This window comes from Bradyrhizobium sp. USDA 4510, assembly GCF_054059095.1.
Map to the genome: position 1 here is coordinate 8,272,428 of NZ_JBSSBT010000001.1, position 23,847 is coordinate 8,296,274.

The following is a 23,847-nucleotide window of genomic DNA, read 5'->3' on the forward strand; positions in this document are numbered from 1 at the left end:
TCAGGATGACGGGGAACAGGCAGGTTCAGCTTCGCTTGCTGCCCCGAGGCGTAACGTGATAGGCCGCCACTCTTGTTGGGTGGCGTTAACACAGGGCAGGTCTATGGCTGATGCAAAATACGACGTTCTTGGGATCGGTAACGCGATCTTCGACGTGCTGGTGCAGACCGACGAGGGGTTCCTTGCCCGTCACGGCATGACCAAGGGCTCGATGCAACTGATCGACGAGGCGCGCGCCACCGCGATCTACGGCGACATGGGCGTGGCGACCGAGATGTCGGGCGGCTCGGCTGCCAACACCATCGTCGGCGTCGGCAGTCTCGGTGCCCGCGCCGCCTATGTCGGCAAGGTCAAGGACGACCAGATCGGCAAGCTTTACGTCCATGATATCCGCGCCGCCGGCGTGGCGTTCGACACCGCGCCGGCCAGGACCGGACCGGCCACCGGCTGCTCCTACATCCTGGTGACGCCGGACGGCGAGCGCACCATGAACACCTATCTCGGGGCCGCGCAGGATCTGACGCCGGACGATATCGATCCGAACCAGATCGCAGCCGCCAGCATCATCTATCTCGAGGGCTATCTCTGGGATCCGAAGAACGCCAAGGACGCGTTCGTGAAGGCGGCTGACATCGCGCATGGCGCGGGCCGCCAGGTCGCGCTGACGCTGTCGGATTCGTTCTGCGTCGATCGCTACCGCGACGAGTTCGTCGATCTGATGCGCAAGGGCGTGGTGGATCTGGTATTCGCCAACGAGTCCGAGCTGCACTCGCTGTACCAGACCTCGGATTTCGACACCGCGCTGAAGCAGTTCGGCAAGGACACCAAGCTCGGCGTCGTCACGCGCAGCGAGAAGGGCTGCGTCGTGATATCAGGCGACAGCGTCGTCTCGGCGCCCGCCTCGCCGATCGACAGGCTGGTCGACACCACCGGCGCCGGCGATCTGTTCGCCGCCGGTTTCCTCGTCGGTCTCGTGCGCAATGTCGGCCATGAGAATGCCGGTCGGCTCGGCGCGCTCGCCGCCGCCGAGGTGATCCAGCACATCGGCGCCCGGCCGCTGGTGTCGCTGCAGGATCTGGCGAAGCAGCAGGGGCTGCTGGTTTAAGGGCGCCGCTCTTTCTCGCCTCGCCCCGCCTGCGGGGAGAGGCCGGATCGCATCGCAAGATGCGATCCGGGTGAGGGGGAGTCTCCGCGTACTCATCTTCATCCAGTTTGCGGAGGCGGCCCCTCACCCCGACCCTCTCCCCGCAAGAGCGGGGCGAGGGAGAAGAGAGATCACGCCGTCTTCGCCGCCTTGAGCCCGAGCCGCTGTTCGACCGCGTCGCGCATCACGAACTTCTGGATTTTCCCCGTCACCGTCATCGGGAATTCCTCGACGAACTCGACATAGCGCGGGATCTTGTTGTGGGCGATCTGGCCATGGCAGAAGGCGCGGACCTCGTCGGCGGTGAGCGTTTCACCCTGCCTGATCCTGACCCAGGCGCACAGCTCCTCGCCATAGCGCTCGTCGGCGACGCCGAAGATCTGCACGTCCTGGATCTTCGGATGGCGGTAGAGGAATTCCTCGATCTCCCTCGGATAGAGGTTCTCGCCGCCGCGGATCACCATGTCCTTGATGCGGCCGACGATGTTGCAGTAGCCCTCGTCGTCGATCACGGCGAGATCGCCGGTGTGCATCCAGCCATTGGCGTCGAGCACGTCTGATGTCTTCTCCTTCTCGTCCCAATAGCCGAGCATGATGCTGTAGCCGCGGGTGCAGAGCTCGCCGCGTTCGCCGCGCGGCACCACCTTGCCGTCGAGATCGACGACCTTGACCTCGACATGCGGATGGATGCGACCGACGGTCGAGACGCGGCGCTCCAAGGGATCGTCGGTCGCGCTCTGGAAACTCACCGGGCTGGTTTCGGTCATCCCATAGGCGATCGTCACCTCGCGCATGTTCATCTCGGTGTTGACGCGCTTCATCACCTCGATCGGGCAGGGCGCGCCGGCCATGATGCCGGTGCGCAGCGACGACAAATCGAAGCGCGCGAAGTCGGGATGGTCGAGCTCGGCGATGAACATGGTCGGCACGCCGTACAGCGTCGTGCATCTCTCCTGCGCGACCGTGGTCAGCGTCGCCAGCGGATCAAAACCTTCGCCGGGATAGACCATGGTGGTGCCGAGCGTGACCGAGGCGAGGTTGCCCATCACCATGCCGAAGCAGTGATAGAGCGGCACCGGAATGCAGATGCGGTCCGCTTCGGTCAGCCGCATGGCGAGGCCGGTGAAGTAGCCGTTGTTGAGGATGTTGTGATGGGTCAGCGTCACGCCCTTGGGCGAGCCGGTGGTGCCGCTCGTAAATTGAATATTGACCGGATCGTCGAATTGCAGGCTCTCGCCGAGCGCCGCAAGCTGCTCGCGATGGCGATCGCCGCCCATCTGCGATACCGCATCGAACAGAATGGTGCCCGGCGCCGCCGGTCCGCCGATCTGGATCACGGCGCGCAGTTGCGGCAGCCGCGCCGAGCGCAGATGGCCGGGCTCGGAGCTCGCGAGCTCGGGCAGCAGCGTGTTCAGCATCTCCATATAGGCCGAGGTCTTGAATGCGGTCGCCGTCACGATCGCGGCGCAGCCGACCTTGCCGAGTGCGAATTCCAGCTCGCTGAGGCGATAGGCCGGATTGATGGTGACGAGGATCAGTCCGGCTTTCGCGGCGGCGAATTGCGTTAGCGTCCATTCCGGCCGGTTCAGCGACCAGATCCCGATCCGCTCGCCGCGTTGCAGCCCGAGCGCGATGAAGCCCGCCGCCAAGGCATCGACGCGCTCGGCGAACTCGTTCCAGGTCCAGCGCACATTGTGGCTGGGCGAGACCAGCGCCTCGCGCGTGCCCCAGCGCGCCCGTGCGCGGTCGAGGCTGCGGCCGATGGTTTCACCGAGCAGCGGCGTATCGGAAATGCCGCAGACATAGCTGTCTGCCTTGCTGTCTCCCTTGGGTGTGGGTGCCAAGCTCGTCCTCCTCGTGGTCGTGTTCATGTCGTCACGCTTTTTGCGCGATCTTAGTCGTTTGGCGCCGATGGGACAGGCCCGACCTATGGCGGGTATGGTTTTCGATTGTGGCGGCGACGGGTTCCGCTTCACCTCGCCCCGCGTGCGGGGAGAGGTCGGATCGCATCGAAGATGCGATCCGGGTGAGGGGGAGTCTCTGCGAGTCCAATTGCGACCGTCTGCGCGGAAGCAGCCCCTCACCCCAACCCTCTCCCCGTAAGAACGGGGAGAGGGAGAGGAGTCCCGTCACGGTTGGTACGACTTATCTCATCGAGCCTTACGCCGCCCTTTGCCCGCTGCCGGCGTCGAGCCCGGCATAGATGCCCTTCTCGAAGCCTGCGAAGGCTTCCAGGCCGTGCTTGTCGGCGAACGGCAACAGCTGGGTCAGGATCACGCCGCAGACGTCGCGCGACGGATCGATCCAGTAATAGGTGTTGGCAAGGCCCGCCCAGGCGAGGCTGCCGGCGCTGCGGCCTTCCGGCGTCTTGGCGGTGTTGATGAGGAAGCTCAAGCCCCATTTCTTGACGATGTCGGGATAGAGATCGACATCGTTGGTGTACATCGGCAAGGCCGTCGTCATCTTGCCGACGGTGAGCTCGCCGATGTGATTCTGCCCCATGGTCGCGACCGTCTCGGCCTTCAGCACCTGATTGCCGTTGCCTTTGCCCTTGTTGAGGATCATCTGGCAGAACTTGATGTAGTCGGCCGCGGTCGAATACAGGCCGCCGCCACCCATGTGGAATTCAGGATTCTGCTCGAGCTCGAACGGGATTGCCGCCAGCGTGCCGTCCTCGCCGCGGGCATGCATGCCGACCAGCCGCTTGCGCATGTCGTCGGAGATCTTGAAGGCGGTGTCGCTCATGCCGAGCGGCGCGAACATATTGTCGCGCAGATAGGCATCGAGCTTCTTGCCGGATGCGGCCTCCACTGCCTTGCCGACAAAGTCGATATTGGTGCCGTATTCCCAGCGCGTGCCGGGATCGGTCATAATCGGCGTCTTCAGCGCGGCATTCAGGCAGGTGATGATGCCGGGCGTGCCGGTCTTTTCCAGATATTTGCCGAGGTTGCCGTCCCACATGTCGTAGGCGAAGCCGGCGGTGTGGGTCATGAGCTGGCGCAGCGTGATCGGCTTTTTCGCCGGCCGCAGCTGCGGTTCGCCCTTGGCGTCGAAGCCGTCGAGCACCTGCACCGCGGCGAGATCGGGCAACAGCTTGCCGATCGGCTCATCGAGCGAGAGCTTGCCCTGCTCGACGAGCTGCATCGCGCCCGCCGAAGTCACCGCCTTGGTCATCGAGGCGATCCAGAACACGCTGTCCGCCGTCATGGGATCGCTCTTGGAGAGGTCGCGCTTGCCGAACGCGCCTTCATAAATCACGTCCTTGCCGGTGGCCGCGATGGCGACCACGCCGGGAATTTCCTTTGCCTCGCTTTTCTGGCGCAATACCTGATCGATCTGAGCCTTGCTCTGCATTGGGGGCTTCCTCCGGTGGGGTTTATTGTTTTGAAGTGGGCGGATCATCCTCCCGCTTTTCCGCTCCCGCAAGGCGGGCGCGATGCGACGACGTCGCGATGTCGTGAAGGCCGGCCGCTAGGAACGGCCTTGGTCGGGAGGCGTTCACCACGCGCGCAGATTTTGCAGGGGACTTCGAGCAAGTCCCGGTGACCTTCGCGGGTGGCCACGGTAACGTGATCAAGGAATGATTTTCGTAACTGATTATTTGCATTAACGCATTCAGATCGCTGCACAAACGGTGCGGCGGATTGGACCGGATTTGACGAAAAGATTCGTCATTTCCCGCCTTGCGGGGGCGCAGCAATGATTTCGACATGGAGTGAATGGAAGCGCTATCCGCGGCCGGGCCGCGGCGAGAATATCGAAGCGCCGATCAGCCCAGGTCTCTACGAAGTCCGCTACGCAGGTACCGGCGCACTGCACTCGTTCGAGGCCGTCGCGAATGTTGCGCGGGCGCTGGCGCTGCTGCAGACCGGCGCCAAATCCTGGTTCGGCCGCCGCGATGCGCGGGCGCAGGCCGACCTCGAATACCGGACCTGCGCGACCTCGACCAAGGCGGACGCCAAGGCCGCGGCCGAGCGCATGATCGGGCGTCGTGAAACCTATATGTCCGGCGGCGCGGTCTGATCAGAGCCGTCATTCCGGGGCGATGCGCAGCATCGAACCCTCAGGTGCGCAACTGCGCACCGAGAATCTCAAGATTCCGAGTTCGGCTCTTAGAGCCGCCCCGGAATGACAACCCTCCAACAATCGCGCCGCGTTTGCGTCCAAGCAGGGTCGCGCCCGGCGCCGGTGCATCGCAGCGGCTTTCCGCCTATATAGGCGGCGAACACCCCCAAGAAATTCCAGAAATGACAGGAGTAACGCCATGACCCCGCCCGTCGCCGCACGCGCCACCCAATCCGCAGCATCCTCCCTGCAGAGCCGCCTGAAGGACCCCTCGCTGCTGCGCGACCGCTGCTATATCGATGGCGCCTGGGTCGGCAGCCCCGAATTCGCCGTCAACAATCCGGCGACCGGCGTCGAGCTGATCAAGATCCCGCAGCTGAGCGCCGATGACGCGACCAAGGCCGTCGAGGCCGCCGAGCGCGCGTTTCCGGCCTGGGCCAAGCTGACCGCGAAACAGCGCTCCAACATCCTGCGCAAGTGGTTTGATCTGATCATCGCCAACCGCGAGGACCTTGCGCTGATCCTGACCTCCGAGCAGGGCAAGCCGCTGGCGGAAGCGCTCGGCGAGGTCGATATCGGCGCCGCCTATGTCGAATTCTTCGCGGAAGAGGCGCGTCGCGTCTATGGCGAGACGATCCCGACCCAGCGTCCGGACGCGCGTCTGCTCGCGATCCGGCAGCCGATCGGTGTCTGCGGCGCCATCACCCCATGGAATTTCCCGAACTCGATGATCACCCGCAAAGTCTCGCCGGCGCTGGCGGCCGGTTGCACCGTGGTGCTGAAGCCCGCCAACGAGACGCCGCTGTCCGCGCTCGCGCTCGTTGCGCTGGCCGAGAAGGCCGGCGTGCCGAAGGGCGTGTTCAACATCATCACCGGTGATGCGCCGCCGATCGGCAAGGTGCTGTGCGAGCATCCGGCGGTGCGCTTCGTCGGCTTCACCGGCTCGACCGAGGTCGGCAAGATCCTGTACCGGCAGGCGTCGGTCGGCGTGAAGAAGCTCGGCCTCGAGCTCGGCGGCAACGCGCCGTTCGTGGTGTTCGACGACGCCGATATCGATGCCGCCGTCGAAGGCGCCGTCGTCTCGAAGTATCGCAACATGGGCCAGACCTGCGTCTGCGCCAACCGTCTCTATGCCCAGGACAAGATCTACGACGCGTTCGTCGCGAAGCTGTCGAAGAAGGTCGCGGAGATGAAGATCGGCGACGGCACGGAGCAGGGCGTGACGCAGGGGCCGCTGATCAACATGGAAGCGATCGAGAAGGTCGAACGGCACATTGCCGATGCGGTGAAGGGCGGCGCCAAGATCGTCACCGGCGGCAAGCGTTCGTCGCTCGGCCGCAGCTTCTTCGAGCCCACGGTGCTGTCGGATGTGCGGCCGGACGCGCTGGTCTCGCACGAAGAGACCTTTGGCCCGCTCGCGCCGGTGATCCGTTTCAAGGACGAGGCCGACGTGATCGCGATGTGCAACGCCTCGCCGTTCGGCCTTGCCTCCTACTTCTATTCGCGCGACATCGGCCGCGTCTGGCGCGTCGCCGAGGCGCTGGAGTCGGGCATGGTCGGCGTCAACTCCGGCCTGATCACGACCGAAGTGGCGCCGTTCGGCGGCGTCAAGGAATCGGGCCTCGGCCGCGAAGGCTCGCGCCACGGCATGGAGGAATATGTCGAGATCAAATACGTGATGATGGCCGGCGTCTGATCGCCGTCATTACCTTTGAGAGTGTAGCGAGATTAGGCCGTATCGTGACGGCAACTGCCGCTGCGCACCCTCTCCCCGTTCTTGCGGGGAGACGGTTGGGGTGGGGGGCATGCCGGGCAGCATCCATTGCCGGCCCGACGGCGGCGATCACGGCGAGTGGATCAAGCTCGGCTGGGCGTTCAACGCGGAACAGATCACCGAGCCGGTTCGCGAGCCGGAACTGAATCCCTATTTCCCCGAAGTCGTGCTGCGCGCGGCGAGCCGGCTGCAGCCAAAGCTCGCGCACTATCTCGGCGCGCTGCCGCGCGACCGCGTGCATTACGGCGGCTACTATCCGATGACGAGAGAGAATTGGCCACTGATCGGGGCGGCGAAGACGCCAAGCGTGTTCCTCGCCACCGCGCTGTCGGGCTACGGCACGATGGGCGCCCGCGCCACCGGCGACCTCTGCGCCCGCGCTGTGGTCGGCGCGCCCGTGCCAGTCTTCGCCCGCAGCCTTTCGCTCGCGCGCTATGACGACAAGGCGCTGATGGGTCAGCTTGCGGCGAGCGAAAGCCGCGGGTCGCTGTAGTTCTCGCCTTCGTAGCCCGAATGAAGCGAAGCGAAATCCGGAGTCTCTCCGCATTACCTTCCCCTGAAATGGGGAGGTCGCTTTGCTCGTCAGAGCAAGCGGGTGGGGATCAGCTCTCTCCGCATACGGCATCGCCTGCGGCTCACCCCATCCCGACCTTCCCCCTTTCAGGAAAAGGAGAAGGCTAGCGAGACGTAATCTTCAGCCGTGGCCGCTCTCAGTGCCGAAGGCGCCGTGACGGCCGACGCCGGAGGCAAAGCGCGCCGCGCCCGACAGCGTTTCGCCTGACGCTATCACGTCGAGCCCGCCGCGCATCTCGTTCCTGATCGCCTCTTCCTCGTCGAGGTCCCACTGCCGCAGCGCCGACAGCCGGTCGGCGCGCATGCATTTCTGCGGGAATCTCGCGATGTCCTTGGCGAGCGCAATGGCGTGGGCGCGGGCCTCACCCTTCGGCACCAATCGGTTCGCGAGTCCCATGCGGTGGGCTTCGGGCCCGGCAACCGGGCGTCCGGTCAGGATCATGTCGATGGCCTGCGAATGGCCGATCAGTCGCGGCAGGCGGATGGTGCCGAGATCGATCAGCGGCACGCCGAAGCGGCGGCAGAACACGCCGAAGGTTGCGTCCTCGGCCACGACGCGCATGTCGGCCCACAGCGCGAGCTCCATGCCGCCGGCGACCGCAAAGCCTGCGATCGCGGCGACCACCGGCTTCGACAACCGCACCCGGCTCGGTCCCATCGGCGCGATCGTGTCGTGGCCGCCGACCTCGCGCTTCTTCTCGGGATCGCCCGCCGCCACCGCCTTCAAATCGGCGCCGGCGCAGAAATAGCCGCCGGTGCCGGTGAACACCGCGACGGATGCGCTCGCATCCGCATCGAAGGCGAGAAACGCGTCATACAGCTTGCGCGCGGTGGCGCCATCGACGGCGTTGCGGTTGTGCGGACGGTTGATCGAGATGATGGTGACAGGACCGTCGCGCTCGACGAGCACGGTATCGGCATCGGACATGGGGCGCTCCCTGGGCTGTTCTTGTTGTGCCCGGAGAGTGGCATCAGAGGTGAGTTCGTTGCAATCCCACGACAGACAGCGCAATTCCGCAGGGTGGGCAAAAGCGAAGCGTGCACCGCTCATTCCCCGTCATCCCGAGGTGCGAGCGGAGCCAGCCTCGAAGGATGAATCGGCCACCAGCCGGGCCGTCGACCCTTCGAGACGGCCGCGTTGCGGCCTCCTCAGGGTGACGGTGAAAGAGCGAACGCGCCGACGGTGCAGCTAAACCTTCAGCTCGCTTCCCGTCACGCGGCGATACGCTTCCAGATACCGCTTGCTCGTCGCATCCACCACGCTCGCTGGCAGCGGCGGAGCGGGCGCATCGCCGTTCCAGCGGCCGGCGCGGCGCTCGACGTCGAGATAGTCGCGCAGTGGCTGCTTGTCGAAGCTCGGCTGCGGCTGGCCGGGCTTGTAGGCATCGACCGCCCAGAAGCGCGACGAATCCGGCGTCATCACCTCGTCGATCAGGATGATGCGGCCGTCCTTGTCGCGGCCGAACTCGAACTTGGTGTCGGCGATGATGATGCCGCGGGCGCGGCTGGTCTGCTCGCCGTAGCCATAGACGTCGCGCGCCATCTTCTCCAGCGTCGCGGCGACGTCGGCACCGACGATCTCGCGCACCCGCTTAACCGTGATGTTCTCGTCATGGCCGGCCTCGGCCTTGGTCGCCGGGCTGAAGATCGCGGGTTCGAGCTTCTGGCTCTCGACCAGGCCGGCCGACAGCTTCTCGCCGGCAAGCGTGCCCTCGGCCGCGTATTCCTTCCAGGCCGAGCCGGACATGTAGCCGCGGATCACGCATTCGATCGGAAACACCGTGGTGCGCTTGCACAGCATCGCGCGGCCGAGGATGTCGGCGCGATGGTCCTTCAGTTCAGGCACCGCGCGGATGATCTCGTCGGCATCGGCGCTGATCATGTGATGCGGTACGGTGCCCTCGAGCTGCCGGAACCACCAGGCGCTGATCTGGGTCAGCACCGCGCCCTTCATCGGTATGGTTTCCGCCATCACCACGTCGAATGCCGAGATGCGATCGGTGGTCAGCAGCAGCACACGATCGTCGCCGACGGCGTAGATATCGCGCACCTTGCCGCGGCCGATCCGGGGCAGGGGCAAATCGCTGGATAGCATCGCGGTCATGGCGTGATCTTTCTAGGTGGCTTTTCAAAATAGGTGGTTTGCAAAGACGAGCGCCCGCACGCGGCCGTGCGGGCGTTCGAGATTATCACAGGAATTAGCTCACTCCGGCAGCGGAATGAACTCGTGTTCGTGCGGAACCTGCGCGAAACGGCCGGTTTTCCAGTCCTGTTTGGCCTGCTCGATCCGCTCCTTGGATGACGAGACGAAATTCCACCAGATATGGCGCGGCCCCTCCAGGGCGTCGCCGCCGAGGAACATCATGCGGGTCGGCCGCAGCGTCTTGACGGTGATGCGGTCGCCGGGCCGGAAGATCAGGAGCCGCGGCCCCTCGTGGCGGTCGCCCGCGATCTCGACCTCGCCGTCGACGAGGTAGATCGCGCGTTCCTCGTGATCGGGGTCGAGCGGCACCGAGGTGCCGGCCTTCGCGGTCACCTCGGTGTAGAACCAGGGCGAGACCATGCTGACCGGCGAGGTGATGCCGAACGCCGAGCCCGCGATGATGCGCGCGGTGAAGTCGCGCTCGGAGATCATCGGCAGGTCGCCCGCGCCATAGTGCTGGAACGACGGCGCGATCTCCTCCTTGCCGGCAGGCAGCGCGATCCAGCTTTGCAGGCCCAGCATCTTCTGGCCGTCGCGGCGCTGCACGTCGGGCGTGCGCTCGGAATGCGCGATGCCGCGGCCCGCGGTCATCAGGTTCATCGCGCCGGGCTGGATCTCCTGGATGTTGCCCTCGCTGTCGCGGTGCATGATGCTGCCGTCGAACAGATAGGTGACGGTGGCGAGCCCGATATGCGGATGCGGCCGCACGTCCATGCCCTTGCCGGCGAGATACTGCACCGGCCCGAAATGGTCGAAGAAGATGAAGGGTCCCACCATCTGGCGCTTGCCGTGCGGCAGCGCGCGGCGCACCGCAAAGCCGTCACCGAGATCGCGGGTGCGCGGCACGATGATCAGATCCAGCGCGTCGCAGGTCTTTGGATCGCCGAGTTCGGGATCGGTCGAGGGCTGCCAGCTCATGTCGGACTCCTTACAGTAGTGTAGCGATGATACTCTTTTGCCGTGATCATACTCTCTATCCGTCGTCCCGGCCAAGCCAACGGGTCGGCGCGAAGCGCCGCCCGATGACAGGCTCCGCGCGAGCCGGGGCCCATAACCACCGATGCTAGTCTTGCGAAGGCCGCGGCCCCAGCTTTCGCTAGCAACACACATCGGTGGTTATGGGTCCCTGCTTTCGCAGGGACGACGAATTACTTGTGGCTTGCACCTGCTCTCGATGGCAGCAAGTTCAAACTTAGAAACCGGAGACAGTCATGGTTTCTCTGATCAAGCCAGGCGCAAGACTGCTGCAGGTCGATGGTCCCGTGATCGAGACCGCGCGGCTCATCCTGCGGCCGTGGCGCGCATCCGATGTCGCTGAGAACACGAAAATGCTGTCCGATCCCGAGACGGCGCGCTTCATCACGCCGGATCATCAGCCGGTCACGTCGGCGCTGAAGGGCTGGCGCAATGCCGCCGTCATCTCGGGCCACTGGGCGCTATACGGCTTCGGCATGTTCGCGGTGGAGGAGAAATCTTCCAGCCGCTACATCGGCCGCGTCGGCCCGTATTATCCGCCGGAATGGCCCGGCTTCGAGGTCGGCTGGGGCATCGCCAAAGAGCATCGCGGCAAGGGCTATGCGGTGGAAGCGGCGCGTGCCGCGATCGACTTTGTGTTCGCGAACTTCACGGTCGACCGCATTATCCATTGCATCGATCCGGCCAACGCAGCTTCCCAGGCCGTGGCGCGGCGGCTAGGTGCCGTGAATGAGGGGCCGGGCAAGCTCGAGGGCGATGTGGTCGATATCTGGGTGACGTCGCGCCAGCGCTGGCAGCGTGAGCCATCTTGAAAAAGCATGTCCGACCGACGATTGTTCGGCGATGACATCGGCTGCTTCAGATTGGGCCGCACTTGAACTCTGCCTGCGCAGCGCCAGCGTGGCGCTGCTGCTGGTGCTTGCCGCCTTGCTGCTCACTGACTTTCGCAAGGCGCTTTCCGGGCGCCTTGCGGCCGCCTTCGCGCTCGGTTCGGCCGCGCATGCGGTGACCGCCTCGATCGGTGCCGGGCCGCCGGTCTCGGACTGGCATGCGCCACTGATCGCGCTCTCGACCGGCGATATCGTGGTGTTCTGGCTGTTCACGCGCGCGCTGTTCGATGACGCGTTTCAGCTGCGCTGGTGGCACGGCCTGATCTGGGCCGCGGTCGTGGCCTACAGCTTCGTCAGTTGCATGTGGATTGCACCCGCCGGTCACGCGCGGATCGCGATCATCATGGTCAATTCGCTCACGCTCGTCTTCGTTGCGCTCGCGGTGGCGCAAACCATCGGATCGTGGTCGGCGGACCTGGTCGAGCGCCGCCGACGTGTCCGCGTCTTCATCGTCGCCGCCTCTGCGCTGTACGGCGGAATGAACGCGCTGCTGCAGATTGCCTATGCCGGCAGCCGCGTGACCGTGGAATGGGCCAACCTGGTGAACGCGGCCGTGCTCACCGCCATCGTGGCCGCAATCACCTGGGCGATGGTGCGCGTCGACGGCGCCGACCTGTTCACGGTGCCGGCGGAGGCCGTCGTGCCGACGAAGCCGGCCGCGGCCGAGGAGGCGGCCGACCGCAAGCTGGTCGATGCCCTGATGCGGCTGATGGCGGACGAGCGGATCTACCGCCATGACAACGTCACCATCGGCGCGCTGGCGACCCGGTTGAAAATCCCTGAATATCGTCTCCGACGGCTGATCAACCAGCGGCTCGGCTACCGCAACTTCAATGTCTTCTTGAACAACCACCGGATCGAGGAGGCCAAGGCGGCGCTCGCCGATCCTTCCCAGGCCGAAGTCCCGGTCATCACCATCGCCATGGACGCCGGCTTCCAGTCGCTCGGCCCCTTCAACCGCGCCTTCAAGGCGACCACTGGCGTGACGCCGACGGAGTACCGGAAGCTGAAGGCAAGCGCGGTGTAGATGTCCTGCTTGCGGCGGATACCGCTGCACCCTCTCCCCTTGTGGGAGAAGGTGGATTCGATGCGGTAGCATCGAAGCCGGCTGAGGGGTTTGTCTCCTCGGATAGAGAGAGACCCCTCATCCGTCGCGGACTTCGTCCGCGCCACCTTCTCCCACAAGGGGAGGAGGTAAGAGGCGTCGCGATTACAGGCCCTTGTAATCGCTGTAGAATTCCAGAATCGACCAGTCGCCTCCAATCCTCGACCAGCCCGATTTCCAAATCCGGCGAGCGCTCTCCCGTCCCCGGCGGCCCGATCCGGCCACGCGCCCGTTGCGCCATGCCGGAGGATCCCGTGACCCGTCGAAAGCTCTTTCTCATTCTCGCCGCCACCACCGCCTTCGGTGCGTTGGCGCTGTCCGCCGCCCGCGCCCGCGATGTGCCTGAGGTCGCGACCGGCTTTGTCGCCAACGTGATCTGCTCGGAGACCTTCGTCAGCGGGCTCGACCCCAGGCGAAACCTGACCGAGACCACTGACGCGATGCCGGGGGCCGGCCTGATCACTTGGGCGATGGACACCGAGGTCGACCTCGACCGCAAGGACGTCCACGCTGTTCGGGCTTGGCCGCAGCCATGCGGTCTATCGCGAGGGCATGGGCTGCACGCTCGAACATGACGAGACGCTGGGCGAGACTGCGTTGCCGCCTTTGAGGCCGCAGGCCGCGCTGCTGCCCGAGATCGCCGGCCCCGCGCTCGTCGCGCCGCAAACCCCGCAGCTTGCGGCTGCGCTCGACCGCGCCTTTGCCGAGCCGGCCGAGCCGCCGTTCCGCCGCACCCGCGCTGTCGTCGTGATGAAGGACGGCCGCATCGTCGCCGAGCGCTACGCCGCCGGCGTTGGCACCGACACGCCGCTGCTCGGTTTCTCCGCGACCAAATCGGTGATCTCGGCGCTGATCGGAATCCTGGTGCGCGAGGGCAGGCTGACGCGCGACCAGCCGGTCCCAATCGCGGCCTGGCGGAATCCTGACGATCCGCGCCACGCGATCACGGTCGACGAGCTGTTGCGCCACACCGCGGGCCTCGCACTCGGCAGTTCGCTGCAGGCGTCGCTGGCATCCGTGCTCGAGCCGGTCAACCGCATGAAGTTCATGGAATCGGATATGGCCGCCTTCGCCGAGAGCGCTCCGCTGGAGAGCGCGCCCGGCCGGGTCTGGAACTATCACGACGGCAACTACCTGATCCTCTCGCACCTGATCCGCAACGCCGCCGGCGGGCATGCGGCTGATGTGATGAGCTTCGCCCGTGAGGAGCTGTTCGGACCGCTCGGCATGCGCAATGTCGTGATGCAGTTCGATGCTGCGGGCACGCCGGAAGGATCGGGCGCGATGATGGCGAGCGCGCGCGACTGGGCGCGCTTGGGTCAGCTCTATCTCAATGACGGCGTGGCCGGCGGCAAGCGTATCCTGCCCGAGGGCTGGGTGAAATACTCGGCATCGCCGACGCCGAATGCCTGGGTCGGCTATGGCGCGGGCTTCTGGACCAATCTCGGCGACAGCTTTGGCGCTCGCTTCCGTGTCGAGCACGGCTGGCCGCGCGATGCCTTCTTCGCCAAGGGCACGATCGGGCAATATGTGATTATCGTGCCGTCGCAGCACCTCGTCATCGTCCGCCTCGGCCGCTCGCCGAACATGCCGCCCGAGGCGGACGGCGTGTTCGATCTGGTCCGTGACGTCGTCACAGCGACGTCTGCAAGTGCGCGGCTCGCGGGCGGCAATTGACCGGCATGTCACACAACACCCGCGCGATCGTGAATTGAATCTCGGCCTCCGGAATTTTCTGATGCTGTGGCGCATCTCGCGAGGAGGCGCGCCATAGTTTCTTGAAGCACGCGTCAACCGGAGACCATCATGCCGAAAGCCTACTGGATCGTGCACGTCACGGTTCACGACGAAGCCCGCTATCCCGAATATCTCGCCGCCGCGATGCCGGTATTCGTCAGATACGGCGCCAATTTCATCGTGCGCAATGGCCCCTATGAGGTGATGGAAGGCGCAACGCGCCAGCGCAACTTCGTCATCGAATTCAGGGACCGCGCCACCGCGATGGAATGCTACACCTGCCCGGAATATCAGGCCGCGAAGGTGATCCGGCAGAAATATTCAGAGGGGGATTTTGTGATTATCGATGGAGCGGAGTAGGACGCGCCGTCATTCCAGGGCATGCGAAGCATGAGCCCGGAATCCATTTCGCCACGCGGGCGATGACACCGCGCTGTTTGACTTCTTGAATTACGACGCATCCCCGCCGTCGTCGTCCCGGCGAAGGCCGGGACCCATTACCCCAAATGAGACTTGTTGCGCGACGCTGGGGCCACGATCCCCTTCATGATCAAATGCGGTGGTTATCGGTCCTGGCTTTCGCCAGGACGACAGCTGTGGGCGTGGCGTGCAGCCTGCGCCTCGACGGCCTGCTTACTGCCTTCCCAGCTGCGTCGCCTTCTCCACGCGATCGAAGCGCTCCAGCGTCAGGATGGCGTCGGCGAGCTGGTCGGCGCGCTTGTCGAGCACCGGGCGGGCCAGCGTCAGGAACTTCTGCTGCATCGCCTTTGCGTCGGGGAACGAGGTCGGCTCGCCGGAGGGATCGGCATAGAGGCGCTCATGGGTGCCGTCATCTGTCGTGATCGAGACGCGGGCGCCGAACGGATGGGTGCGGCCGACCTCGAGCCGGTCGTCCTGCACCACGTCGAACTTGTCGGCGAGCGCGTCGATGGCCTTGTCGCCCAGCCGGTCGTAATCGTCCCAGCCGAAATGGCCCTGGTCGAGCGCGATCGCGCCGGTGAAGAACATCGAGAACTGGCCGCCGACCACGGAGGTCGGGTGGCGCTTGGTGGCGGCGTCGCCGGTCAGCGTGATGCCGTTGCGGTGCAGACCGATCTCGACCTTCCTGATCTGGTCCGGCGTCAGGTTGTGCTCGCGCCGCATCGCGATCAGCGCGTCGATCGCGGCGTGGGTGTAGCGGCAGCTCGGATACGGCTTCACGCCGATCTTCAGCGTCTCGTAGGTGTGGCCCAAGTCCGCCACCGCCTTGTCCGGATGCGCATCGTCGCTGTAGCCGACCAGCAGGCCGTGCTTGCCTTCGACCGACTCGCTCGAGCCGATGAAGTCGTTGCGCGCCAGGGTCGCGGCGATCACGCCGTTCATCGCGGCGGCACCGACCTGGTAGCGCTTGTTCCAGGCGCCGTTGACCAAAAATTGCAGCGAGCCCGCGGCCTGGCTGCCGGAGACGCCGAACGCGGAAACGATCTGCTCCTTCGACAGGCCGAACAGCTTGGCCGCCGCCGCGGCAGCGCCATAGGTGCCGGCGGTCGCGGTCGGATGGAAGCCGCGGGCGTAATGCGAGGTCGGGTCGAGTGCGTTGCCGAGCCGGCAGCACACTTCATAGCCGGCGACGATCGCGGTCAGCACGTCGCGGCCGGAGGCGCCGACCATCTCGCCGACCGCAAACGCGGCGGGCACCACCGGTGCGCTCGGATGCAGCGAGGAATCGGCATGGGTGTCGTCGAAGTCGAGCGAATGGCCGAGCGCGCCGTTGAGCAGCGCCGCGACCGCCGGGGTCCAGGTCTTGGTGTCGCCGAATACGGTGGCCTCGCCCTTGCCGTCGAGCGCCAGCGCCTCCAGCATCTTCATCAGCGACGGCGTCGATTCCGCATCGCGCCGGGCGCGGATGGTGCTGCCGAGGAAATCCAGCGTCAAAACCTTGGCGCGCTCCAGCACCTCCGGCGGAATGTCGGAATATTTCAGGTCGGCGACATAGGCGGCGAGCGTTGCGGTTTCGTGGGCCATCGTGTTTCCTCAATTTTGCGGCGCAGGGTAGGCGGGCAGGTCAGGCCTTTCAAGCCACCTTGCCGCCGCGGGCAGCTGCCATGCTCCAGATCGGTTAGCTTCAGGTCGGTTAGCTTCAGGTCGGTTAGCTTCAAGTCATGTAACACGGGCCTTTCCTTTGATTGCGGATCACGGTGCATGAGGACCTTCGCAAAACGCATGTTCGACCAGCTCTGGGCTCGCAAGACGCAGCTGGCGCTGGCGGTCCGGATCGCGTCCGCCGGCGTGGCGGCCTATACCATCGCGCTGGCGCTCAACCTGATGCTGCCGCTCTGGGCGGTGCTGACCTCGCTGATCGTGACCCAGATGAGCGTCGGCCGCTCGCTGAAGGCCAGCCGCGACTACATGCTCGGCACTATCGGCGGCGCCGTCTATGGCGGCGCGATCGCGGTGCTGATCCCGCATTCCGGCGAGGGCAGCCTGCTGGCGCTGCTGGTGCTGGCGATCGTGCCGCTGGCCTTCATCGCCGCGCTCAATCCGAGCCTGAACTCGGCGACGGTGACGGCGGTGATCGTGTTGCTGCTGCCGACGATGCATCACTCCAACCCGCTGGACTCCGCGATCGACCGCGTCCTCGAGGTGACGGTCGGCGCGCTCACCGGGCTTCTGATCTCGTTCCTGGTGCTGCCGTCGCGCGCGATCAGCCAGATCAGGGTCAACGGATCGAAGCTGCTGGAACTGCTGTCGGCGGCGTTCGCCGAATTGCTCGCCGGCCTGACCCGCGGCCTCGACAACGACGCGCTGCACCGGATCCAGGACGGCATCGGCACCGCGGTGACCAATCTGCACGCGACCGGCCTCGAGGCCGAGCGCGAGCGCTCCATGCATCTGTCATCAGGACCGGACACCGGCCCGTTGCTGCGGACAATCCAGCGGCTGCGGCACGACGTCGTGATGATCGGGCGGGCCTGCGTGGTGCCGCTGCCGGCCGATATCCAGGCGAGGCTGGCGCGCCCATTGGCAGACGTCAGCAAGGCGATCGTGACTTACATGGTGGCGGTCGCGACCGCTCTGCGCGCCGGCAGCGGCCCGGCCGACATGGCGCCGGTCGATGCGGCGCTGCACGCCTATAGCGAGGAGGTCGCCGCGGTGCGCAGGGATGGCCTGATCCGCGGCCTGCCGGTCGATGCCGCCGAGCGCTTCTACGCGCTCGGCTTCTCGCTCGACCAGATGCGGCAGAATCTCAACGACCTCAAGCGCTGCCACGGCAATTGGTGCACCAACGCCGACGCCTCCGAGAAGATCGTCGCCGACACGCCGGAGAAGAGCGCGGCTTGAGATCGAGTACTACTTCAGCGTCCGGCCTTGCGCAGCATCGCGGGCACGATCAGGCGATGGAATGGCAGGATCACCGCGAGATAGGCGCGCCCGAACCAGTTGTGGGTGAGCACCAGCGTGGTCGCGGTAATGCTGCGCACAGCTCCCGCGGAGGCGACGTCGACGACGAGCCGGAAGTCGAGATGCTTGTCGTTGAATCCCGCGACCAGCCGCTCCGGCGTCTCGCTGACCACCGGAAAGATGCCGATCATATCGCGTGTCGCGCCGTCGGCTGCGCCCGAGGTTTTCAGGCCAAGCGGCGCGACGATGAAATTACGCAGGGCAAGCAGCCATTCGATCCAGCGCGGCTGCCGCGCCACCATCGCCTCGGCGGCGTGCCGCGCATCGAGGTCGGGGCGCGCGGTCGCGATGCGGAACGCGTCGACGAACTGCGCGCCGGCGAGCAGCGCGGCGGAATCCACGTTCGGCGTGACCTCGTCGACCCTCATTTGCCCAGTCTGCGTGCCAGCAGGCGGAAACGCAAGACAAGGAGGGTCGCATAGACCGCCGTCCCGAGCGACAGCCCGATCCAGACACCGGCGGCGTCGAGCTTGACCCAGAAGGCGAGCGCTGAGGCCGACGCGAAGCCGATCAGCCAATAGCTGATGATGGCAAACAGCAGCGGCACCTGGGTGTCGTTCATGCCGCGCAGCGCGCCCGCGGTGGTGGTCTGGATGCCGTCGGCGATGAAGAAGGTCGCGCCAATCAACAGAAGCGCCGCGGTGAGCTGCGCGGTGGTATCGGAGGCCTCGCCGAGGAACAGCGCCGCGATCTCGAAGCGGGCCAGGATCACCGCGAACGTCATGATGCTCATGAAGATGCCGCTGAGCGCGATCGCGACAAAGCCGGCGCGCTGCACCGCGTCGGTATCGCGGCGGCCGACGGCCTGACCGACCCGCACGGTAGCGGCCATGCTGACGCCGAACGGCACCATGAACAGGATCGCCGCGATCTGCAGCGCGATCTGGTGCGCGGCCAGCGCCGTGGTGCTGATCAGCCCCATCAGCAGGCCGGCCGCGCCGAACAGGCCGTATTCCAGCAGGAAGGCGATCGAGATCGGCGCGCCGACGGCGACCAGCTTGCCCATCAGCGGCCAGTCGATGCGCCAGACGCGGCTGAATACGTGGTACTTGCGGAACGGGCGGCGGCGCGCCGCGAACCACACGCCGGCAAGGAAGGTGCCGAGATTGACGATCGTGGTCGCAAGCCCGGCGCCGAACATGCCGAGTTCGGGCATGCCCCATTTGCCGTAGAGCAACAGGTAGACCATCAGCGCATTGGCCGGGATCGCCGCAAGCGTGATCCACAGCACCGGCTCCGGCCTGTTCACCGCGCTCATGAAGCCGCGGAGCGCGATGAACCACAGCGCCGGCAGGATGCCCCAGGCGAGACCGAACAGATATTGCTGCGCCAGATGCGCGGTGACCTGGGTCTGGCCGAGCATAAGCAGGATGCGCTCGCCCTGGAACGGCAGCGCCATCAGCGGCAGCACCATGAAGAAGCCGGCCCACAGGCCGACGCGGAGCGCGCGCCGCATCACGCGCGGGTTGCGCGCGCCGAACGCCTGCGCGGCCAGGGGCGAGACCGCCGACATCATGCCCATGCCAATGGTGAAGCTGACGAAATACACGGTGTGCGCCAGCGCCGCGGCGGCGACGTTTTCGCTGCCGAGCCGGCCGATGAAGGCGAGATCGGTCGTCATCATCGCGATCTGCCCGAGCTGCGTCAGCGCGAGCGGCACCGCGAGCTTCAGCGTTTCCGCGAGCTCGGCCGTGAACAGGTTGCGAGGGACGACAACGGCCGCGTTCGGCGCGGCCGGGTCGATCTTGTCGATGCAGGTCATGACGGCACGCTTAGCACGGCAAACCGGCCGGAAGGATGGCCAAGCTGCCGCAGGGAATCACGATCGCGCGGGAATCCGCTTGATCTTGGCGCCGAGGGCGTTGAGCCGCTCATCGATCCGCTCATAGCCGCGCTCGATCTGGTCGGCGTTGTTGATGGTGGAGGTGCCCTCGGCACACACCGCGGCCAGCAGCATCGCCATACCGGCCCGGATGTCGGGCGAGTTCATCGGCGCGCCGCGCAGCCGGCTGGGGCCGGCGACGATCGCGCGGTGCGGGTCGCACAGCACGATGCGGCCACCCATCGCGATCAGGTTGTCGACGAAGAACATCCGGGATTCGAACATCTTCTCGTGCATCAGGATGACGCCGTCGCACTGCGTCGCGGTGACGATCGCGATCGACATCAGGTCGGCCGGGAAGGCCGGCCAGGGCTGGTCCTCGAGCTTCGGCACATGGCCGCCGAAATCGTCCTGGATCTTCATGGTCTGGCCGGACGGTACGACGAGGTCGTCGCCCTCGATGCCGCAGACGATGCCGAGCCGCTCAAAGCCCATCCGGATCGAGCGCAGATGCTCGACGCCGGCGCGCGCGATGCGCAGCGGCGAGCGGGTCACCGCGGCGAGCCCGATCAGCGATCCGACCTCGATATGGTCGGGCTGGATCGCGAAAGTCGTGCTGCCGAGCGTTGCCGGCCCGTGCACGATGATGGTGTTGGTGCCGACACCTTCGATCCTGGCGCCGAGCGCGATCAGGAAATTGGCGAGGTCCTGCACATGCGGCTCGGAGGCCGCGTTGCGCAGATAGGTGGTGCCGCGGGCGGCGACCGCGGCGACCAGCGCGTTCTCCGTCGCGGTGACGCTGGGCTCGTCGAGGAACACGTCGGCGCCCTTCAGCCGCGTGGCGCGGAATTCGAGCCGGTGCGTCGCGGTGACGGTGGCGCCGAGCTGCTCGAAGGCCAGGAAGTGCGTGTCGAGCCGGCGGCGGCCGATCACGTCGCCGCCGGGCGGCGGCAGCGCGACCTCGCCGCAGCGGGCGAGCAGCGGGCCTGCGAGCAGGATCGAGGCGCGGATGCGCGCGCATAGCGCCGGATCGAGATCGGCGGCGCGGATCTCCCTGGCATGAATCTGCAGCGTGTTGCGCTCGGTCCATTCGGCGGTGGCGCCGACCGAGCGGCACAATTCGACCAGCGTTTCGGTGTCGCGGATGCGCGGCACGTTGGTCAGCGTGACCGGGTGCTCGGTGAGCAGTGCCGCGGCGATGATCGGCAGCGCGGAGTTCTTGTTGCCCGACGGCTCGATGGTGCCCGAAAGGCGGCGGCCGCCTTCGACGATGTATTGGATCGGCGGCACGCGGAATGTCCCCTAACGCATCATTCAGACTGGGCCATTGGAAATTCCGCAACGGAATCAACGGCCGTGCGGCACCGTAACACAACTGGCGGCGCAGCTTCCACACGAAAGGTAGCGCCGCGACGGCGCCGAAAAGCGCACACCCGCTTGGCCGTGCGCGGAACCTAGATGTCGATGGTTGCGCTGAGCGAATTGTCCTGGATGAACTCACGGCGCGGCTCGACCACGTCGCCCATCAGCTTGGTGAAGATATCGTCGGCCTCGTCGACCTCCTTGATCTTCACCTGCAGCAGCGAGCGCGCCTCGGTGTCCAGCGTGGTCTCCCAGAGCTGCTCCGGGTTCATCTCGCCGAGACCTTTGTAGCGCTGCAGCGAGATGCCCTTGCGGGCGGCGTCGGTCACGGCCTCGAACAGGTCGATCGGGCCGTGGATGATCTGCTCGGCATCCTTGCGCCGCAGCTTGCCCGCGCGCACGTAGATCTCTTGCAGTTCGGTCGCGTATTCATCGAGCTTGCGGGCGTCGGCCGAGCCGAGAAACGCGTCGTCGATCACGGCGAATTCCCTGACCCCGCGCACGGTGCGCTCGAACTGGAACCCCTGGCCTTCCGTGAAGGTGCCGATCCAGCCTCGCTCGACCTCTTCGGCCACGGCGTCCAGCCGCTTGGCGATGTATTCGGCCGCCGAATTGGCGGTGGCGATATCGCTCGTGATCCTGGGATTGAGCACGCCCGCGATCGCGGCCTGCTCGATGACGGCGCGATTATAGCGGCTATGCAGGTTGCGCAGCACCGAGCGGATGACCCGGGCGTCCTCGACCAGCGACAGCAGATCACGGCCCGAGCGGTCGTCGCCGGAGGCCGGCTTGAAGACGCATTCGTCGAGCCCGGTCGAGATCAGGTAGTCCTCGAGGGCGCGCTCGTCCTTCAGGTATTGCTCGGACTTGCCGCGCGAGACCTTATAGAGCGGCGGCTGGGCGATATAGAGATAACCGCCATCGATGATCGAGCGCATCTGACGATAGAAGAAGGTCAGCAGCAGCGTGCGGATATGGGCGCCGTCGACGTCGGCGTCGGTCATCACGATGATCTTGTGATAGCGCAGCTTGTCGACCGAGAAATCGTCGCTGATGCCGGTGCCGAGCGCGGTGATCAGCGTGCCGATCTGCTCGGACGACAGCATCTTGTCGGGACGGACGCGCTCGACATTGAGGATCTTGCCGCGCAGCGGCAGCACCGCCTGGAATTCGCGGTTACGGCCCTGCTTGGCGCTGCCGCCTGCCGAGTCGCCCTCGACGATGAACAGTTCGGATTTGGCCGGGTCCTTCTCCTGGCAGTCGGCGAGCTTGCCGGGCAGCGAGGAGACGCTGAGCGGATTCTTGCGGGTCAGCTCGCGGGCCTTGCGCGCAGCCTCGCGGGCCGCGGCGGCCTGGATCACCTTGCCGACGATCTCCTTGGCTTCCTTCGGATTCTCCTCGAACCAGGCGGCCAGCGCCTCGTTCAGGACGTTCTCGACCACCGGTCGAACCTCCGAGGACACCAGCTTGTCCTTGGTCTGCGACGAGAATTTCGGATCGGGCACCTTCACCGACAGCACCGCGGTGAGGCCTTCGCGGCAATCGTCGCCGGTCAGCGCGATCTTTTCCTTCTTCGCATTGGCCTCGGCATAGCCGTTGACCTGGCGCGTCAGCGCGCCGCGGAAGCCGGCCAGATGGGTGCCGCCGTCGCGCTGCGGGATGTTGTTGGTGAAGCACAGCACGTTCTCGTGGTAGCTGTCGTTCCACCACAGCGCCGCCTCGACGCCGATGCCGTTGGCTTCCGAACGCACCATGATCGGTGCCGGCACGATCGCCTTCTTGTTGCGGTCGAGATATTTGACGAATTCCTCGACGCCGCCGGAATAGTGCATCTCCTCGCGCTTCTCGACCGCGTGACGCATGTCGGAGAGCACGATGTTGACGCCGGAATTGAGGAAGGCGAGCTCGCGCAGCCGGTGCTCTAGCGTCGCGAAATCATATTCGATGTTCTTGAAGGTCTCGACCGAGGCGAGGAAGGTGACCTCGGTGCCGCGCTTGCCTGGGGCATCGCCGACCACTTTGAGCGGCGCCACGGCATCGCCGTGCGCGAATTCGATGTAGTGCTCCTTGTCGTCGCGCCAGATCCGCAGCGCGAGCTTGCTGGAGAGCGCGTTGACGACGGAGACGCCGACGCCGTGCAGGCCGCCGGAAACCTTGTAGGAGTTCTGGTCGAATTTTCCGCCGGCGTGCAGTTGGGTCATGATGACCTCGGCTGCCGAGACGCCCTCTTCCTTGTGGATGCCGACCGGTATGCCGCGTCCGTCGTCGTACACGGTGACGGAATTGTCGGCGTTGAGGGTGACCAGGACGCGGCTGGCATGGCCCGCCAGCGCCTCGTCGATGGCGTTGTCGACGACCTCGTAGACCATGTGGTGCAGGCCGGAACCGTCGTCGGTATCGCCGATATACATGCCGGGGCGCTTGCGGACGGCGTCGAGGCCCTTCAGCACCCGGATCGATTCCGCGCCATATTCGGCCGGAACGGGATGCTCAGATTCGGCAGGGGTCTGCCGGGCAGGTTCAGTCATGTGAGGCCTTCGAGGATATCCGAATCAGCCGCGCAATATGAGGCGCTGATTCCGCTATTTGTGCCATGAAAGAGGGGTTGCGCCTAGCGCAAAGTCTCCATCTACAAACTATTGAATAAATAGGATTTTTTAGGCCTGTTTCAAGGCTTTCAAAGGCGGATTCCGAGGGCTTTGAAAAGCCCGATTCGGTGGCGGATTCGGAGCCCCTATCGAGGCCGATTCTGCGCC

At 65.6% G+C, this 23,847-nt stretch carries 18 protein-coding genes and 1 pseudogene; 9 read left to right on the plus strand and 10 right to left on the minus strand.

The window, feature by feature from the left end; genetic code table 11:
- Positions 1 to 103 precede the first annotated feature (103 nt).
- A complete protein-coding gene (locus tag ACVMDN_RS38485; RefSeq protein WP_076824515.1) occupies positions 104 to 1,105 on the plus strand; it encodes an adenosine kinase in 1,002 nt (333 codons plus the stop codon).
- A 170-nt stretch (positions 1,106 to 1,275) separates the two neighbouring features.
- Here the strand turns inward: ACVMDN_RS38485 and ACVMDN_RS38490 are convergent, their stop codons facing one another.
- Both ACVMDN_RS38490 and ACVMDN_RS38495 read right to left on the minus strand, forming a co-directional pair.
- Positions 1,276 to 3,015, minus strand: coding sequence for an AMP-binding protein (locus ACVMDN_RS38490; protein WP_076824517.1), 1,740 nt, complete (start codon positions 3,013 to 3,015; stop codon positions 1,276 to 1,278).
- Positions 3,016 to 3,304: 289 nt separating this feature from the next.
- Positions 3,305 to 4,498, minus strand: a complete 1,194-nt coding sequence (locus ACVMDN_RS38495) for a serine hydrolase domain-containing protein (RefSeq protein WP_076824518.1) — start codon at positions 4,496 to 4,498, stop codon at positions 3,305 to 3,307.
- A 345-nt stretch (positions 4,499 to 4,843) separates the two neighbouring features.
- Between ACVMDN_RS38495 and ACVMDN_RS38500 the strand changes: the two genes are divergently transcribed.
- From ACVMDN_RS38500 to ACVMDN_RS38510, 3 genes are all read left to right on the plus strand, one after another.
- Positions 4,844 to 5,167 (plus strand): hypothetical protein, encoded by a 324-nt coding sequence (locus ACVMDN_RS38500; RefSeq protein ID WP_057015316.1) that lies wholly within the window; start codon positions 4,844 to 4,846, stop codon positions 5,165 to 5,167.
- 241 nt (positions 5,168 to 5,408) lie between these two features.
- A complete protein-coding gene (locus tag ACVMDN_RS38505; protein ID WP_076824520.1) occupies positions 5,409 to 6,905 on the plus strand; it encodes an NAD-dependent succinate-semialdehyde dehydrogenase in 1,497 nt (498 codons plus the stop codon).
- A 109-nt stretch (positions 6,906 to 7,014) separates the two neighbouring features.
- Positions 7,015 to 7,476, plus strand: a complete 462-nt coding sequence (locus ACVMDN_RS38510; RefSeq protein WP_057015318.1) for an FAD-binding oxidoreductase/lyase — start codon at positions 7,015 to 7,017, stop codon at positions 7,474 to 7,476.
- 201 nt (positions 7,477 to 7,677) lie between these two features.
- Here the strand turns inward: ACVMDN_RS38510 and ACVMDN_RS38515 are convergent, their stop codons facing one another.
- The 3 genes from ACVMDN_RS38515 to ACVMDN_RS38525 all read right to left on the minus strand — a co-directional run bounded on the left by ACVMDN_RS38515 (position 7,678) and on the right by ACVMDN_RS38525 (position 10,677).
- A complete protein-coding gene (locus tag ACVMDN_RS38515) occupies positions 7,678 to 8,484 on the minus strand; it encodes a crotonase/enoyl-CoA hydratase family protein (protein ID WP_456835838.1) in 807 nt (268 codons plus the stop codon).
- 261 nt (positions 8,485 to 8,745) lie between these two features.
- Entirely contained in the window at positions 8,746 to 9,660 is a 915-nt protein-coding gene (locus tag ACVMDN_RS38520) for a phosphoribosylaminoimidazolesuccinocarboxamide synthase (RefSeq protein ID WP_076824524.1), read from the minus strand.
- 99 nt (positions 9,661 to 9,759) lie between these two features.
- Entirely contained in the window at positions 9,760 to 10,677 is a 918-nt protein-coding gene (locus tag ACVMDN_RS38525; RefSeq protein WP_028335539.1) for a pirin family protein, read from the minus strand.
- Positions 10,678 to 10,970: 293 nt separating this feature from the next.
- Here ACVMDN_RS38525 and ACVMDN_RS38530 point away from each other — a divergent pair, with 293 nt between their 5' ends.
- From ACVMDN_RS38530 to ACVMDN_RS38545, 4 genes and pseudogenes are all read left to right on the plus strand, one after another.
- The gene (locus ACVMDN_RS38530; protein ID WP_076824527.1) at positions 10,971 to 11,546 is read left to right on the plus strand and encodes a GNAT family N-acetyltransferase; all 576 of its coding nucleotides are present in this window, start codon (positions 10,971 to 10,973) and stop codon (positions 11,544 to 11,546) included.
- Positions 11,547 to 11,577: 31 nt separating this feature from the next.
- Entirely contained in the window at positions 11,578 to 12,651 is a 1,074-nt protein-coding gene (locus tag ACVMDN_RS38535) for a helix-turn-helix domain-containing protein (protein WP_076824528.1), read from the plus strand.
- Positions 12,652 to 12,983: 332 nt separating this feature from the next.
- Positions 12,984 to 14,406 (plus strand): annotated as a pseudogene (locus ACVMDN_RS38540) (serine hydrolase domain-containing protein).
- 129 nt (positions 14,407 to 14,535) lie between these two features.
- On the plus strand, positions 14,536 to 14,826 hold the full coding sequence (locus ACVMDN_RS38545) for a DUF1330 domain-containing protein (protein WP_076824530.1): 291 nt from the start codon (positions 14,536 to 14,538) through the stop codon (positions 14,824 to 14,826).
- Positions 14,827 to 15,099: 273 nt separating this feature from the next.
- Here ACVMDN_RS38545 and ACVMDN_RS38550 read toward each other — a convergent pair whose 3' ends face one another.
- Positions 15,100 to 16,470 (minus strand): MmgE/PrpD family protein, encoded by a 1,371-nt coding sequence (locus ACVMDN_RS38550; protein ID WP_057015325.1) that lies wholly within the window; start codon positions 16,468 to 16,470, stop codon positions 15,100 to 15,102.
- A gap of 177 nt (positions 16,471 to 16,647) precedes the next feature.
- Here ACVMDN_RS38550 and ACVMDN_RS38555 point away from each other — a divergent pair, with 177 nt between their 5' ends.
- Positions 16,648 to 17,787, plus strand: a complete 1,140-nt coding sequence (locus ACVMDN_RS38555) for an FUSC family protein (RefSeq protein WP_076824532.1) — start codon at positions 16,648 to 16,650, stop codon at positions 17,785 to 17,787.
- 14 nt (positions 17,788 to 17,801) lie between these two features.
- Here ACVMDN_RS38555 and ACVMDN_RS38560 read toward each other — a convergent pair whose 3' ends face one another.
- The 4 genes from ACVMDN_RS38560 to gyrB all read right to left on the minus strand — a co-directional run bounded on the left by ACVMDN_RS38560 (position 17,802) and on the right by gyrB (position 23,619).
- The gene (locus ACVMDN_RS38560) at positions 17,802 to 18,275 is read right to left on the minus strand and encodes a DUF2867 domain-containing protein (protein WP_076824534.1); all 474 of its coding nucleotides are present in this window, start codon (positions 18,273 to 18,275) and stop codon (positions 17,802 to 17,804) included.
- On the minus strand, positions 18,272 to 19,669 hold the full coding sequence (locus ACVMDN_RS38565; protein ID WP_076824536.1) for an MATE family efflux transporter: 1,398 nt from the start codon (positions 19,667 to 19,669) through the stop codon (positions 18,272 to 18,274). Before ACVMDN_RS38565 ends, ACVMDN_RS38560 begins: the two co-directional genes overlap by 4 nt.
- Before the next feature lie 57 nt (positions 19,670 to 19,726).
- Positions 19,727 to 21,019, minus strand: a complete 1,293-nt coding sequence (gene murA, locus ACVMDN_RS38570) for a UDP-N-acetylglucosamine 1-carboxyvinyltransferase (RefSeq protein ID WP_076824538.1) — start codon at positions 21,017 to 21,019, stop codon at positions 19,727 to 19,729.
- A gap of 164 nt (positions 21,020 to 21,183) precedes the next feature.
- Entirely contained in the window at positions 21,184 to 23,619 is a 2,436-nt protein-coding gene (gyrB, locus tag ACVMDN_RS38575; RefSeq protein WP_057015330.1) for a DNA topoisomerase (ATP-hydrolyzing) subunit B, read from the minus strand.
- Between the last annotated feature and the right edge of the window lie 228 nt (positions 23,620 to 23,847).